The organism is Rhodococcus sp. Q1 (assembly GCF_004153645.1).
Lineage (GTDB): Bacteria > Actinomycetota > Actinomycetes > Mycobacteriales > Mycobacteriaceae > Rhodococcus > Rhodococcus gordoniae.
In genome coordinates, this window is the sequence record NZ_SDMJ01000001.1 from 700,618 (window position 1) to 714,694 (window position 14,077).

Consider the following 14,077-nt stretch of genomic DNA (forward strand, 5'->3'; position numbering starts at 1 on the left):
TCAGCGTGCGTAGACCGCGGTGGGCCGACCGTTGATCGCGTGGACTGTTACGGGGGTGTCGAACACGTCGGTCAGGATCTCGTCCCGCATGATCTCGTCGCTCGTGCCGCCCGTCACGATCAGGCCGTCGCGCAACGCGATGATGTGATCGGAGTACGCGGCGGCGATGTTCACGTCGTGGATGACGAGCACGATCGTCTTGCCGAGCTCGTCCGCCGCCCGCCGCAGCTGACGCATCATCAGCACGGCGTGCTTCATGTCGAGATTGTTGAGCGGCTCGTCGAGCAGGACGTACTTGGTGTCCTGTGCCAGCACCATCGCCACGAAGGTGCGCTGCCGCTGGCCACCGGAGAGCTGGTCGAGGAAGCGGTCTGCGAGGTCGGTGAGGTTGAGGAACTCCATCGCCTCGTCGACGTGCCGTTCGTCTTCCGCCGTGAGCCGGCCCTGGCAGTGCGGGAACCGGCCGAAGCCGACCAGTTCGCGGACCGTCAGGCGCGCGGTGATGTGGTTCTCCTGCCGCAGGATCGACAGATGCTTGGCCAGCTCCCGGGTCTTCGTGGAATGCACGTCGAGTCCGCCCACGGTGACGGTGCCCGTGGTGGGCTGGAGCAGACGGCCGATGATCGTCATGAGCGTGGACTTGCCGGCGCCGTTCGGTCCGATCAGCGAGGTGATGCCGCCCTCGCGGATCGTGCCGGAGACGGGTCCGAGGACCCGCTTGTCCCGGTACGACATCGAGACGTCGTGGAACTCGATCACAGCGTTCCCTTTCTCAGGAGCATGAACAGGAACAGGATGCCGCCGACGAACTCGATGATCACCGTGAGGAATCCGCCCGCGTAGAAGATGTGCTGCATGAAGAACTGGCCGAAGGCGAGGGTGATCACGCCCAGCAGGAACGCCATGGGCATCACGTACTGGTGCTTGTACGTCCCGGCGATCTGATAGGCGAGGGTCGCGATGAGGAATCCGAAGAAGGTCATCGGCCCTGCCAGCGCGGTCGCGAATGCCACGAGCAGCGCGATGAGGACGAGCATCAGCGTCAGCTCGCGTTTGTAGGCGACACCGATGTTGGTCGCGGTGTCGCGGCCGAGCAGCAGTGCGTCGAGGCGGTGGCGACGACGCCACAGGATCACCCCGACGACGATGCAGATGCCGAACGCGAGGGGCAGATAGTCGCCGGGCACAGACGACAAGCGGCCCATCAGCTCGACCGAGAGCATGTCGTATTCGGTGGGGGAGAGCACCCGCTGGACGAACGTCGACAGACTGTCGAAGGCCATGCCGAGCACGACGCCCACGAGCAGCATCAGGAACAGGCTGCCGAACCGGCCGGAGAACAACCAGCGGTAGAGCAGGGTCGCCAGCACCACCATGAGCGCGGTCTGCAGGACGAGCTTGGGGATGCCCTCGGAGGTCGCGATCGCGGTGGCTCCGAAGAAGAAGACCGTCAGCGTCTGCATCAGCGTGTACAGGGAGTCGAACCCGATGATGGACGGCGTCAGGATGCGGTTGTCGGTGACCGTGTGGAACACGACGGTTCCCATGCCGTGCGCGAACGCCGCGACCAGCATGGCGCCGAGAACCGTGAGGCGGCGCGGGAAGGTGAAGTCGAACGAGCCGCGGATGAACAGGAACAGATAGCACGCGACCGCGACGACGGCGATCATCGCGACGACGGCCAGGCGCACCCTCGGCGACAGGCGACGGCGCTCGCTCTTGCCGGTCGGGACGGCCCGTGCGCGCACGGAATCAAGCACTGACATGACGACGCTGCCTCAGAACGAGAGTGATGAAGACGGCGGCGCCGACGACGCCGAGGACGACGGACGCGGGAATCTCCATGGGGGCGACGATCGTGCGGCCGACGAGGTCGCACGCGAGAAGCAGTCCGGCGCCGACGACGGCGACCCAGGGCAAGTTCTTGTGCATGTCGTCGCCGAGCATCATCGACACGAGATTCGGCACGATCAGGCCGAGGAACGGGATGAAGCCGACCACGACGGTGGTGACGCCGGTGGCGACCGCGACGAGAGTGACCCCGAGGAAGACGACCTGCTCGTACTTCAGGCCCACATTGGTGGCGAGGTCCTTACCGAGACCGGCGATGGTGAACCGGTCGGCGAGAAGATAAGCGAGGACAGCGACCGCGAGCACCGCCCACAGTGGTTCGTAGAAGCCGCGCACGACGCTGCTGAAACCACCCGAACGCCACGCCGACATCGACTGCAGCAGGTCGAAGTTGCCGGCGAGGAAAGTGGTGATCGAGCCGACCACGGCACCGAGCATGATGCCGACGAGCGGCACGATGATCGACGACTTCAGGGCGATGCGGCGCAGGACGACGATGAACACCATCGTTCCGGCGAACGCGAAGATCACCGCGATCACCATCTTGACCATCGGCGACGCGTCGGGAACGACGATCAAGGTGGCGAGCAGGCCGAGACCGGCCCACTGCGCGGTGCCCGCGGTGGTCGGTTCGACGAACTTGTTCTGGGTGATCAATTGCATGATCACGCCCGAGATGCTCATCGCGACGGCCGCGAAGATCAGGGCGAGGGTTCGCGGCACGCGGGAGATGAAGAACATCTCGCGGGCCGCGGGGTCGTGGATCAGCGACTCGATGGTGATGTCGTAGCCGCCGACCATCAGGGACGCCACGGTCAGTGCCAGAACGACCACCGAGATCACCGGCAGCAGCATTGTGTTCTTCGTCATGGGACTCGGATCCGGAGAAGGGCGCTTACACACGCAGCCTGCCCCGGCCCGTGATCCGGGCCGGGGCAGGCTGCTGTGGAGCGTCGAACAACAGGGGACCTACTGTGCAGACCGGTTCGCGGTGTCGAAGGCATCGGCGATCTGCTGGAACGCCTCGGTGTAGGACTCGATGCCCTCACGTTTGTAGAAGTCGTTGTCCAGGTAGATGATCTGGTCCTTCGTGGCGAAGGTGGTGGCGGCGAATGCTTCCTGCGCGTCGATGACGGAGGCCGCCGGTTGCGGGGTTGCCTCGCCCGGAACGGCGACGGCGGAATCGCGGTCCAGCACGATCATCCAGTCGGGGTCGGCCTGCGCGACGGTCTCGGGAGCCAGACCGGAATCGCCGTGGACGTCGCCGGCGTCCCCGGCGAACACGTCCTTCAGGTTCACGCCCTCGAGCAGGCGGCCGATGCGGCCCGAAGCGTTGTCGATCTTGCCGCCGGCGACGACGGCGAGGAAGACGCTCTCGCCGTTCGTGGCGGCCCGAGCGGCCTCGGTGGCGGCATCGAGCTCGGCGACGATCTCCTGGGATTCGGCTTCCTTCCCGAAGATCCGACCGAGGGTGAGGGTCTGATCCTTCAGCCCCTGGATGTAACCGCCCTCGGAGTCGTCCAGCGCGGAGACGTCGACGACGGGAGCGATCTTCGACAGTTCCCCGGTGAACTCGGCGAAGCGCGACCCGCCGATGATCAGGTCCGGCTCGGCTTCACTCACGAGCTCGAGCTTCGGCTCACGATGAGTGCCGACGTCGAGAATGGAGTCGTTCCGGCGCCACTCGTCGAAGCCCGTGTTGGGGAGGAGGGTCTTCGGCAGGGCGACAGGGGTGATGCCCCAGTCGCGCAGCATCTCGAACGACTTGTTGTCGAGGGCGACCACGCGCTCGGGGGCCACCGGAACTTCCATCTCACCGTTGTTGGTCTCGACGGTGACCGTCGCGCCGTTCCCGGATGCGGGCGCATCGGTGCCGCTGTTCCCGCATCCGGTGAGGACGAGCGCGCCGACGAGGGCCGGGGCGAACAGCATGCGTTTGAAATTCAGTTTCACGGTGTGACTCCGAGGGGCGGGGCGGCGTTGTGACGGAAGCCAGAACGCTCGGGGTTTGGTAAGGCAACGGTCACATAGTATTGGTTAGCCAATCCTGCGTTGCCCTCGGGTCTCGTGACGTGGATCGCCGGGAGGAAGCGTGGGATGGTCCCTTCCCCGGTGCCACGGATTCACGGGTACGGTCACGTCATGAACGAAGCCGAGCGGATCGCCGGGTTCCGTAGCGTCCACGGACTCGACCACCTCGTGGATGTCCACACGCATTTCATGCCCCGACGGGTCATGGACAAGGTCTGGGCATACTTCGACTCCGCGGGGCCGCTCATCGGACGCCCGTGGCCGATCACCTACCGGCACGACGAGGAAGAGCGCGTCGCTCGGCTGCGCGAGTTCGGGGTAGCGCGGTTCACCGCGATGCTGTACCCGCACAAACCCGCGATGGCGGCATGGCTCAACTCGTGGGCGGCCGATTTCGCGTCACGCACCCCCGACTGTCTCCACACCGCCACCTTCTATCCCGAATCCGACGCGAAGGACTACGTCGCGTCGGCGCTCGAGGCGGGTGCACGTGTGTTCAAATCCCACATCCAGGTCGGCGACTATTCACCGCTCGACCCGCTCCTCCACGACGTGTGGGGTCTCCTCGAGGACTCGGGCGTGCCCATCGTCGTGCACTGCGGGTCGGGACCGGCGCCCGGTGCCCACACCGGTCCCGCACCCATGCACGAACTTCTGCGCCGGTTTCCACGGCTGACGGTGATCGTCGCGCACATGGGCATGCCCGAGTACCGCGAATTCCTCGATCTCGCCGAGCAGTACGAGCGGGTCCACCTCGATACGACGATGGCATTCACCGATTTCGTCGAGAAGGACACCCCGTTCCCGCCGGACCAGCTCCCCCGTCTCGACGCACTTCGGGAGAAGATCCTCTTGGGCAGCGACTTCCCGAACATCCCGTACGGCTACATCCACCAGCTCGAGGCGCTCGAACGCGTTGCCCCGGACAGCGAGTGGATTCGCGCGGTGTGCCGCGCGAATGCCACTGCACTGTTCGGGCTCGACGGGTGAGCGCGCGGGGCGGTGCCCCGCGCACTCAGACGGAGATCGCGCGCCGGAGGATCTTGCCGGTCGCGTTGCGCGGGAGCAGATCCTGCGTGATCCGCCAGACGGTCGGGACCTTGTAATAGGCCAACTGCTCGGCACAGAAGGACCGCAGCTCGTCCTCGCCGACGGTGCTGGTGGACCGCAGCACCACCACAGCTGCGACCTCCTGACCCAGATCGTCGTGTTCGACGCCGATCACGGCGCATTCCACGACGTCGGGATGTTCGTCGAGGCGCTGTTCGATCTCCGTCGGGTAGATGTTCTCCCCGCCGCGCAGGATCAGATCGGACCGTCGCCCGGTCAACCGCAGGCGGCCGTTCTCGACCGTGCCGTAATCCCCGGTGCGCAACCATCCGTCGGCGGTGATCGCGGCTGCGGTCGCGTCCGGGTCCTCCCAATAGCCGAGCATCACGTAGGGGCTGCGGACGCACACCTCACCTTCGGTGCCGTCGGGTACCCGCTCACCGAACGGATCACGGATCTCCAGGCTCACCGTGATGATCGGGTTGCCGAGCGTGCCGGGGAACGCCTCGAGTTCGGGAGCCGTGGCCACGGCGATGGCCGTGCTGCATTCGGTCAGTCCGTAACTGTCCACCAGCGCCTGCTCCGCGAAGGGGAACTTCTCGCGCAACCGCTGCTTCAGCGCGGGGGAGGACGGAGCCGACGCGAGCGCGAACGCCGTGAGCGAGGACAGGTCGTACCTGTCGGGGTTCTCGTGCTCGAGCATGCGCGCGGCCATGGTCGGCACAGCGCCCCAGTTGGTCACCTTCTCCCGCTCGATGAGGGTGAACACCTTGTCGACGTCGAATGCGCCTTCGGTCATGACGACGGCACTGCCCGTCGCCAGTCGCGGCACCGCCAGATTGTGCAGGCTGGCGATGTGGAACAGGGGCGAGACCAGCAGGTACCGGCTCTCGCTGGGCACCGAGTCGTCGTAGGGGCGCTGGTACATCCCCGCGACCAGCGCGTCCGAAAAACGGTGGTAGTCGACCACGGCGAGGACGTTGCGATGCGAATGCAGGGCACCCTTCGGGCGCCCGCTCGTCCCGCTGGTGAACAGGATGACCGCCGGATCGTCCTCGTCCACATCGGTGGACGGCAGTTCCGAGCCGGCCTTCTCGGACACGATCCGCGGCACGTCCTGCTCGATGGTGAGCAGCTCGTAGCCGGAGGCGTCGGCCGCGGCGAGAAGCTGGGCGCGCTTGGCGTCGGCGACGATCACCTTCGGCCCGGTGAGATCCACCCCGTAGGCGATCTCGGCCGGAGTCCACCACGAGTTGAGTCCCACCGCGATCGCGCCGAGGCACTGGGCCGCCCAGAAGGTGACGATCCATTCGGGCGAATTGGCGGCCAGGACGGCGATACGATCACCCTTGCGCACGCCGTAGTCGTCACGTAGCGCGGTGGCCAGTGCGGCGACCGCATCGGCGTGTTCGGTGAACGAGATCCGGCGATCGGCGGTGACGAGGTAGTCGCGATCGCCCCATCGCCGGGATTCGGCGACGAGGTCGCCGATCCGTCTGCCGCGGTTGCGCATCACCTGCATGCGGTTACCGCGTACGTCCTCGTCCACGAGCTCGAATCGGCCGCCGGGGCCGGTGAGTCGAAGAACGACATTCTGCAGCATCTGCTGCAGATCCGCTGGTGCTGTCAAGGATCTGCCTTTCTGGGGGTCCCGCACGTATCGGTCGCGCAGCAGGGTATACGCCGGAGCGCGGGGCATCTGCGCGGGTGACCGAGTGCACCGATCGTACGTGCTGTGTCGACTGTCACAAATCCGTCTCGGTGAGTGGGAGTGGTCCAGGTCTCACTCGGCGAGGTGGCTACCTTCGCGGCACCCGGCCTACAGTCCGGCGCCCCCTCATCGCGCCTCGGCCCAGACCGAGACGAAGGAGTACATCGTCGTGAAACTCAGTGCTGCATCGAAATCGATGGCGGGCCTGTTCGCCATCGTAGTGGCGACGTCCGCGTGTGCGTCGGACCGCGGTGCCGACCCGTCGGCCGGCGCGCTCGCTCCGGCAGGGGCCGGGGCCGCCGTGGCCGGCCAGTCGGCCGAGACGTCGTTCGGAACGCTCGCTTCCCCCTGTGGTCCCGGGGAGGCGTCGGGGAACACCGATCAGGGGGTCAGCGACACCGAGATCCGCATCGGCTACGGCGACGATCGCGGTTTCGTCAAGAGTGCCGGCCTGAACAAGGAGATGGGTGACGCCGTCACCGCCATGATCGACTGGTGCAACGCGCAGGGCGGCATCAACGGCCGCACGATCGTCGGCACCAACTACGACGCCGCGATGACGCAGGCCAACGCCGTGATGCAGGACGCGTGTGCGAACCAGTTCATGATGGTCGGGCACGGCTTCGCCATGGATCAGACCTCCGAGCAGACCCGGGTCGCGTGCAATCTCGCCGCGGTTCCCGCCTTCACCGTGTCTCCCGATGCGGCCAACGGCCCGATGACCTATCAGGGCGTCCCGTTCCCGGTCGACTATGCGAACGGCTCGCAGTGGTTCCAGATCGCCGAGATGTACCCCGAGCTGCTCGGCGAGTTCGACGTCATCGACAGCACGATGCCCACGATCATCTCGGCCAGCACCAAGATCCGGTCCATCGCCAAGGCTGCCGGCTTCACGCTCAAGAACTGCGGTGTCACCCTCAACTACGAAGGGGAGTCGAGCTACGCGCCCTTCGCCGAGAAGTTCAAGCAGTGCGGCGTCAAGGGCCTGTGGACCTCGCGTTCTCCGGTTCCGGCCGAGTTCAACTTCGTGAAGGCACTCGACCAGGCCGGCATCGATCCGATCCTGCTCGGAGAGGCCACCTGGTACGGCAACGCGGCCCAGGCCTGGAACGGTGAGAACGGCCTGCTCGACAATCTCCATGCCGGCATGACCTTCCAGATGATCGAGAACGCCGATGCCGTACCGGCCGTGAAGAAGTACGTCGAGCTCGTCACGAAGCAGAACGGCAAGACCGCGCTGCTCGGCATGCAGGCCACCTCCTCGTTCCTGCTGTGGGCGACCGCCGCGGACGCGTGCGGATCGGATCTGACCCGTCAGTGTGTCGTCGACGAACTCTCCCAGATCCACGAATGGGACGGCGGCGGGTTGCACGCGGTCACCGATCCCGGCAACAACATGCCCGCGACCTGCGGTCTCGTCGTGAAGCTCGAAGGCGCCGAGTACACCCAGGCGTTCCCGGCGGAGGCAGGCACCTTCAAGTGCGACGACCGCTACAGTGTCGCGACCGATCCCAGCACCTGGGGCACCGAGCTGGGGCCCGACCGCATCGCGACGAAATACCTGAATCCCAACGTCATTCGACCGACCGTCTGATCCGCGGGCCGGTGCCGGCGGACGTGACACACGTCCGCCGGCACCCCGACCAGAGGTACTCGCATGGACACCTTTCTGACCTTCACGATCGTGGGGTTGGTGCTCGGATCGGTTTACGCGATCGCTGCATCGGGCCTCGTTCTCACCTACAACACGTCCGGCATCTTCAACTTCGCGCACGGCGCGCAGGCGATGCTCGGGGCGTTCGTCTACTGGCAACTGCGCTACGGCTGGGGCCTGCCCACGCCGGTCGCGTTGCTCATCGTCCTCGGCGTGCTCGGCCCGCTGACGGGTCTGTTGCTCTACGTCGTGATCATGCGTGGCATGCGCGACACCGCCGAGGTCACCAAGATCGTGGTCACGGTGTCGATCCTGCTCGGCATGCTCTCGATCTCACACTGGTTCTGGCATCCCGAGACCGCCCGCACCATGTCCATGTTCTTCGGCGACCAGGCGAAGATCGAACTGTTCGGCGTCGCCGTCCGCTACCACGAGCTGATCTGCATCGGGGCCGCCGTGCTCATCGCCGTCGGGCTGCGCGTGATGTTCGTCCGCACACGCGCCGGTGTCGCGATGCGGGCCGTGGTCGACGATCCCGACCTGTTGCGTCTGAACGGACACGACCCCGACCGGCTTGCGGCGCTGTCCTGGATGATGGGTTCGACCCTCGCGGTGCTCGCCGGTGTCCTCGTGACACCGATCAGCGGTGGCACCCTCGAAGCGAACATGCTGACGTTGCTCGTCATCGACGCGTTCGCGGCAGCGATGTTCGGCCGGTTGCGCAGCATCCCGCGCACCTTCGCCGGCGCTCTGTTCCTCGGCCTGGCCGCCACCTACGTGCTGGCCTATTTCCCGACCGCGTGGACGTGGACGTCGAACCTGCGTGTGTCGCTACCGATGATCGCGCTGTTCGTCGTTCTCATCGTGCTGCCCCAGGATCGGTTGCGCGGGGCCGTGACCCGCACCCGTGAGCGGTACCACGTGCCGTCGGTGCGCAAGGCGATCGCCTGGGCGGTGGCCCTCGTCGTCATCGTCTACGCCGTCCGATTGCTGATGGTGACGTCGGCGATCACGACCCTGACGATCGGCATGACCTTCGCGATCATCGCGCTGTCGCTGACCCTCCTGACCGGCTACGCCGGCGAGATGAACCTGGCGCCGGTGTCGTTCGGGGCGATCGCGACGATCGTGGCATTCCACTTCGGTATCTCCGGAACCGGATTGGCCGCCCACCTGAACGTGTGGGGCGTGGCGCTCGGCGTCGCCGTCACCGCCGTCATCGGTGGACTCATCGCGCTGCCGGCGCTGCGGCTGCGCGGCCTGTATCTCGCTCTGGCCACGATGGCGTTCGGGGTGTTCCTGTCGAACATGGTGCTGCGCGACACCACCCGGCACGAATTGTTCGGTGTCGAGTTCTCGCTGTTCACCGACGGGAACATCGCGATCCCACCGCTGAAGGTCGGGCCCCTGGACCTGCGGAACGAGACGACCTTCCTCATGACGATGACGGTGCTCTTCGCTGTTCTCGGCGTGGGCGTGATCGCGTTGCGTAACAGCGGCTACGGGCGCCGGCTCGCGGCGATGAAGGACAGTCCCGCGGCGGCCGCGATGCTCGGCCAGAGCCTGGTGCGTCTCAAGTTCGGCGTGTTCACCCTGTCGGCGGGTATCGCCGGGCTGGGTGGGTTGTTCATGTCGAGCGCGATGGGTTCGGTGTCGAACGAGAGCTTCTCGATCATGGTGAGCCTGTCGGTGCTGATGCTCACCGTCGTGGCCGGCATCGGATACGTCTCCGGCGCGCTGTTCGGTGGTCTGATGTCGGGTATCGGTTTCGCCGTCATCATGGTGTCGTTCTCGAATCTTGCTGCAGAACAACCGGAACTGGCCGGAATGTGGACTTTCCTCGGGAACGTCGCCGCAGTGAGCCCCGCCCTCATCGGTATCGGGGTCGCGGCCAACCCGAGCGGCAGTGTCCATCAGATGGTCGAGGGTTACCGCGGGCTGAGGAACGCGAAACCCGTACTGGTCGGTGGAGCTGCGGTCGTGCTCGTGTCCTACCTGCTCGCGTTGACCGGCGTCCTCGACAACTGGTGGTTCGCGTCGATCACGATCGTGACGGTGTTCATGCTGCCGGTGATGGGGCAGTGGCTGATGCCCGAAGCAGTGCTCGGTGCGGAGGAAGCGCAGCGGCGCGCGCCGCTGATCCCCGAGCGGATCGGCGTCGACGAACCCTACGGTGCGCAGGCGCGGGACGAGATCGATCGTGAACTCGGCATCGACGAGTATCTGTCGGCTCGTCCCACCGGGACGGAGAAGGAACTGATTTCCCATGGCTGAGACATCGATTCTGGAAACACGCGGTGTCACCGTGCGATTCGGAGGTCACGTCGCCGTCAAGGACGTGAGCATCGGAATCGCACCGGGAACCGTGACAGGGCTGATCGGGCCCAACGGGGCCGGGAAGACGACACTGTTCAACACGATCACCGGTTTGCAGCGGCCGACGGCCGGCAAGGTTTTCCTCGACGGCCGCGACATCACGTCGCTGCCGCCCTACAAGAGGGCCCGCATGGGCATGGCCCGCACGTTCCAGCGCCTCGAATTGTTCGTATCGCTGTCCGTGCGGGACAACCTCCGGGTGGCGGGTGACATCCACAACGCCAACGGCCACAACAAGGTCGATGTGGACGAGGAAGCCGACCGCCTGCTCGAACTGACCGGCCTGACCGACATCGCGGGGACCGACGTCTCGGACGTGCCCACCGGCCGCGCGCGCGTGGTGGAGGTGGCGCGGGCGCTGATGACGTCACCGCGCGTGCTGCTGCTCGACGAGCCCGCCTCCGGGCAGACCGAGCAGGAAACCGAGGCGTTCGCCGCACTGCTCGGCGATCTCGCGCAGGACGGTCTCGCGATATGCCTTGTCGAGCACGATATCCCGCTGGTGATGAAGATCTGTTCTCATATCCACGTGCTCGACTACGGCGCGGTGCTCGCGAGTGGTCTGCCGGAGGAGATCAGGAACGATCCGGCAGTGATCAACGCGTACATCGGCACCGAGGAGGAGGCGGTATGAGTAACGAACCGTTGCTCGAACTGTCCGGCGTCCGAGCCGGATACGGTGCGATCGAGGTGTTGCACGGCGTCGACCTGGTTCTCGAACCGGGAGCGGTGGTCGCTCTGCTCGGACCCAACGGCGGAGGCAAGACGACGACTTTGCGGGTGTGCTCGGGCATCCATCCCGTGTCGTCGGGAGAGTTCCGGTTGGCCGGTCGTGTCGTCAACGGTGTGTCCGCGGCGGAACTCGCACGTCTGGGAGTGTGTTCGATCCCCGAGGGCCGGGGAATCTTCCCGAACCTCACCGTGCGCGAGAATTTGTGGATCGGAACGGGTACCGGTGTTCCGCTCGCGGATCTCGAAGAGGTCGCGTACACCCGGTTCCCGGTGCTGGGTGAACGCCGCACGCAGTTGGCCGGTTCGATGTCGGGTGGCGAACAGCAGATGCTCGCCTTGTCGCGGGCACTCGGGACCCATCCGACGGTGCTGTTGCTGGACGAATTGTCGATGGGTCTGGCACCGCGCATCGTTTCCCAGATCTACGACATCGTCGGTGAGCTCGCCGCCGACGGCGTGTCGATTCTCGTCGCCGAGCAGTTTGCCAGGGCGGTCCTTCCCATCGCCACCAGTGCCGCCCTCATGTTGCAGGGCCGAGTGGTGCGCACGGGTGATCCGGCGGAAATCGAAGAAGAACTGTCCACCACCTATCTAGGAGGATGACCATGACCGCACTCGTCGACGAACGACGTGAGCAGTTCAAGAAAGATGTTGCGGCACTGGGGCTCGACGCTTCCCGCTCCGGTTCGGGCGGAAAGGCCCGGATCGTCGGCCTGATCCTGATGGTGGTCGGCGCCGTCGCGGTCTTCGTCGTCTACATCGCATCGCTGACACTGTCCGACGCGCGCGACCTGTTGTCCTACCAGCTGCTGGCGCTGGGATTCGTGGCGCTCACCGTGGCCGGGGCCGCCGTGTACCTCGCGGCTGCGGTGACGCGGGTCCTGAGTCTGTGGCTGGTCCGCCAGCTGCTCGAGAGCAGCGCGCAGGCGGACAGGATCGAGCAGGCGCTCGTCCGGAAGGGCTGACCCCGCCCCCTCGAGCCTGCTTGTGAGACGGCGACGGCCCACCCCGTCAGGGATGGGCCGTCGCCGTTCACGCTTCGGACGGATCAGCTTCCGGCTGCTTCGAGCCCGGCGGTGATGTCCGCGAGGATGTCGTCGATGTGCTCGATGCCCACGGCCAGTCGCACCAGGCCCGGAGTGACGCCGGCCGCGATCTGCTCCTCACCGGTGAGCTGCGAGTGGGTCGTCGACGCGGGGTGGATGACCAGCGAGCGGACGTCGCCGATGTTCGCGACGTGGCTGTGCAGGGTCAGCGCGTTGACGAACCGCTTGCCGGCGTCGATGCCGCCGGAGAGCTCGAACACCACGATCGCGCCGGCACCGCGCGGGGTGAGCTGCCGGGCGCGGTCGTACCACGGCGACGACTTCAGGCCGGCGTAGGCGACGGAGGTGACCTCCGGGCGTCCCTCGAGGAACTCGGCGACCTTCTGCGCGTTCTCCACATGCCGCTCGATCCGCAGGCTCAGCGTCTCGAGGCCCTGCGAGATGAGGAAGGCGTTGAACGGGGAGACCGCCGCGCCCATGTCGCGCAGCAGCTGCACACGCGCCTTGAGCGCGTAGGCCGGTGCGCCGAGGTCGGCGAAGACGACGCCGTGGTAGCTCGGGTCCGGGGTGGTGAAGCCGGCGTGGCGGCCCTGCGTCCAGTCGAACGTGCCGCCGTCGACGATGACACCGGCGATGGCCGTGCCGTGGCCGCCGAGGTACTTGGTGGCCGAGTGGACGACGATGTCGGCACCGTGCTCGAGCGGGCGCAGCAGGTAGGGGGTGGCGACCGTGTTGTCGACGATCAGCGGCAGCCCGTTCTCGTGGGCGACACCCGAGATGCCGGGCAGGTCGAGGATGTGGTTCTTCGGATTGGCGATCGTCTCGCCGAAGAACGCACGGGTGTTGTCGCGGACGGCTTCACGCCACTGGTCGAGGTTGTCGGGATCTTCGACGAAGGTGACCTCGATGCCGAGCTTGGGCAGTGTGTAGTGGAACAGGTTGTAGGTGCCGCCGTAGAGATACGGGCTCGACACGATGTGATCGCCGGCCTGCGCCAGGTTGAGGATCGCGAAGGTCTCGGCGGCCTGACCGGAGGCGAGCAGGAGGGCGGCGACGCCACCTTCGAGGGCGGCGATGCGCTGCTCGACCGCGTCCTGCGTCGGGTTCATGATGCGGGTGTAGATGTTGCCGGGCTCGGCGAGACCGAAGAGCGCCGCGGCGTGATCGGTGCTGTCGAAGGTGTAGCTGGTGGTCTGGTAGATGGGCAGGGCCCGGGCCTTCGTGTCGCCGCCGGCGGGCTGGCCCACGTGGATCTGCTTGGTCTCGAAGCTCCAGTTCGCGCTGGGGTCGATTGCTTCAGGGGTGGTGTCGCTCATGGCTCTGCTCCGGATTCGAGATGTGTTCTGATCGTCGACATGCTGACCTTCGGGCCCCGGGCACGACGCCGTCGGGTGGCGGCATCGAGGGGCAGGAACGGGTGCGGCGGTCAGCGGGCTCGGCACCCGCGAATACACGACAGGGGGGCACGACGGTGCGGCGACCGGCTCGCGCGCTCGTACGTCTTGCTCACGGTCCCGACAATATCCTGTCCACACGATTCCGACCAGAGTCGTAGGGATTCCCTCTCGCCGGGAAACCGACTCCGGAGTACCTACAGTCTGTGTGTACCCCTTCCGGTGTGACGGC

At 66.2% G+C, this 14,077-nt stretch carries 12 protein-coding genes; 6 read left to right on the forward strand and 6 right to left on the reverse strand.

The genetic code is table 11. From position 1 onward, the window contains the following. The 4 genes from EQ874_RS03330 to EQ874_RS03345 form a co-directional block, all read right to left on the reverse strand. Nucleotides 1–759, reverse strand: a complete 759-nt coding sequence (locus tag EQ874_RS03330) for an ATP-binding cassette domain-containing protein (protein ID WP_064064330.1) — start codon at nucleotides 757–759, stop codon at nucleotides 1–3. Continuing rightward, on the reverse strand, nucleotides 756–1,766 hold the full coding sequence (locus EQ874_RS03335) for an iron chelate uptake ABC transporter family permease subunit (protein WP_242496618.1): 1,011 nt from the start codon (nucleotides 1,764–1,766) through the stop codon (nucleotides 756–758). The genes EQ874_RS03330 and EQ874_RS03335 overlap by 4 nt, the downstream gene beginning before the upstream one ends. Further along, entirely contained in the window at nucleotides 1,753–2,721 is a 969-nt protein-coding gene (locus EQ874_RS03340; protein ID WP_064064331.1) for an iron chelate uptake ABC transporter family permease subunit, read from the reverse strand. Before EQ874_RS03340 ends, EQ874_RS03335 begins: the two co-directional genes overlap by 14 nt. Nucleotides 2,722–2,820: 99 nt before the next feature. After that, nucleotides 2,821–3,804 (reverse strand): ABC transporter substrate-binding protein, encoded by a 984-nt coding sequence (locus tag EQ874_RS03345; RefSeq protein ID WP_084421797.1) that lies wholly within the window; start codon nucleotides 3,802–3,804, stop codon nucleotides 2,821–2,823. Nucleotides 3,805–3,993: 189 nt separating this feature from the next. Here EQ874_RS03345 and EQ874_RS03350 point away from each other — a divergent pair, with 189 nt between their 5' ends. Then, nucleotides 3,994–4,872, forward strand: a complete 879-nt coding sequence (locus EQ874_RS03350) for an amidohydrolase family protein (protein ID WP_129975558.1) — start codon at nucleotides 3,994–3,996, stop codon at nucleotides 4,870–4,872. Between the two features lie 25 nt (nucleotides 4,873–4,897). Here the strand turns inward: EQ874_RS03350 and EQ874_RS03355 are convergent, their stop codons facing one another. Continuing rightward, the gene (locus EQ874_RS03355; protein ID WP_129975560.1) at nucleotides 4,898–6,562 is read right to left on the reverse strand and encodes a class I adenylate-forming enzyme family protein; all 1,665 of its coding nucleotides are present in this window, start codon (nucleotides 6,560–6,562) and stop codon (nucleotides 4,898–4,900) included. 277 nt (nucleotides 6,563–6,839) lie between these two features. On the opposite strand from EQ874_RS03355, the gene EQ874_RS03360 reads away from it, so the two are divergent. From EQ874_RS03360 to EQ874_RS03380, 5 genes are all read left to right on the forward strand, one after another. Then, nucleotides 6,840–8,237 carry an ABC transporter substrate-binding protein gene (locus EQ874_RS03360; RefSeq protein ID WP_207213487.1) on the forward strand — a complete coding sequence of 466 codons (1,398 nt, stop codon included), beginning with the start codon at nucleotides 6,840–6,842 and terminating at the stop codon, nucleotides 8,235–8,237. Nucleotides 8,238–8,300: 63 nt separating this feature from the next. After that, entirely contained in the window at nucleotides 8,301–10,571 is a 2,271-nt protein-coding gene (locus tag EQ874_RS03365) for an ABC transporter permease (RefSeq protein ID WP_129975564.1), read from the forward strand. After that, nucleotides 10,564–11,307 carry an ABC transporter ATP-binding protein gene (locus EQ874_RS03370; protein ID WP_064064334.1) on the forward strand — a complete coding sequence of 248 codons (744 nt, stop codon included), beginning with the start codon at nucleotides 10,564–10,566 and terminating at the stop codon, nucleotides 11,305–11,307. Before EQ874_RS03365 ends, EQ874_RS03370 begins: the two co-directional genes overlap by 8 nt. Continuing rightward, entirely contained in the window at nucleotides 11,304–12,008 is a 705-nt protein-coding gene (locus tag EQ874_RS03375; RefSeq protein ID WP_064064335.1) for an ABC transporter ATP-binding protein, read from the forward strand. Before EQ874_RS03370 ends, EQ874_RS03375 begins: the two co-directional genes overlap by 4 nt. A 2-nt stretch (nucleotides 12,009–12,010) precedes the next feature. After that, a complete protein-coding gene (locus EQ874_RS03380; RefSeq protein WP_037224127.1) occupies nucleotides 12,011–12,370 on the forward strand; it encodes a hypothetical protein in 360 nt (119 codons plus the stop codon). A gap of 83 nt (nucleotides 12,371–12,453) precedes the next feature. On the opposite strand, the gene EQ874_RS03385 is transcribed toward EQ874_RS03380, so the two are convergent. After that, complete coding sequence (locus EQ874_RS03385) at nucleotides 12,454–13,767, reverse strand: bifunctional o-acetylhomoserine/o-acetylserine sulfhydrylase (protein WP_064064336.1); 1,314 nt, start codon at nucleotides 13,765–13,767, stop codon at nucleotides 12,454–12,456. Nucleotides 13,768–14,077: the final 310 nt, after the last annotated feature.

Coding starts and splice junctions, on each gene's coding strand:
- EQ874_RS03335 (WP_242496618.1), bottom strand. CDS start 1,766: ATGTCAGTGCTTGATTCCGTGCGCGCACGGGCCGTCCCGACCGGCAAG.
- EQ874_RS03340 (WP_064064331.1), bottom strand. CDS start 2,721: ATGACGAAGAACACAATGCTGCTGCCGGTGATCTCGGTGGTCGTTCTG.
- EQ874_RS03350 (WP_129975558.1), top strand. CDS start 3,994: ATGAACGAAGCCGAGCGGATCGCCGGGTTCCGTAGCGTCCACGGACTC.
- EQ874_RS03360 (WP_207213487.1), top strand. CDS start 6,840: ATGGCGGGCCTGTTCGCCATCGTAGTGGCGACGTCCGCGTGTGCGTCG.
- EQ874_RS03365 (WP_129975564.1), top strand. CDS start 8,301: ATGGACACCTTTCTGACCTTCACGATCGTGGGGTTGGTGCTCGGATCG.
- EQ874_RS03370 (WP_064064334.1), top strand. CDS start 10,564: ATGGCTGAGACATCGATTCTGGAAACACGCGGTGTCACCGTGCGATTC.
- EQ874_RS03375 (WP_064064335.1), top strand. CDS start 11,304: ATGAGTAACGAACCGTTGCTCGAACTGTCCGGCGTCCGAGCCGGATAC.
- EQ874_RS03380 (WP_037224127.1), top strand. CDS start 12,011: ATGACCGCACTCGTCGACGAACGACGTGAGCAGTTCAAGAAAGATGTT.
- EQ874_RS03385 (WP_064064336.1), bottom strand. CDS start 13,767: ATGAGCGACACCACCCCTGAAGCAATCGACCCCAGCGCGAACTGGAGC.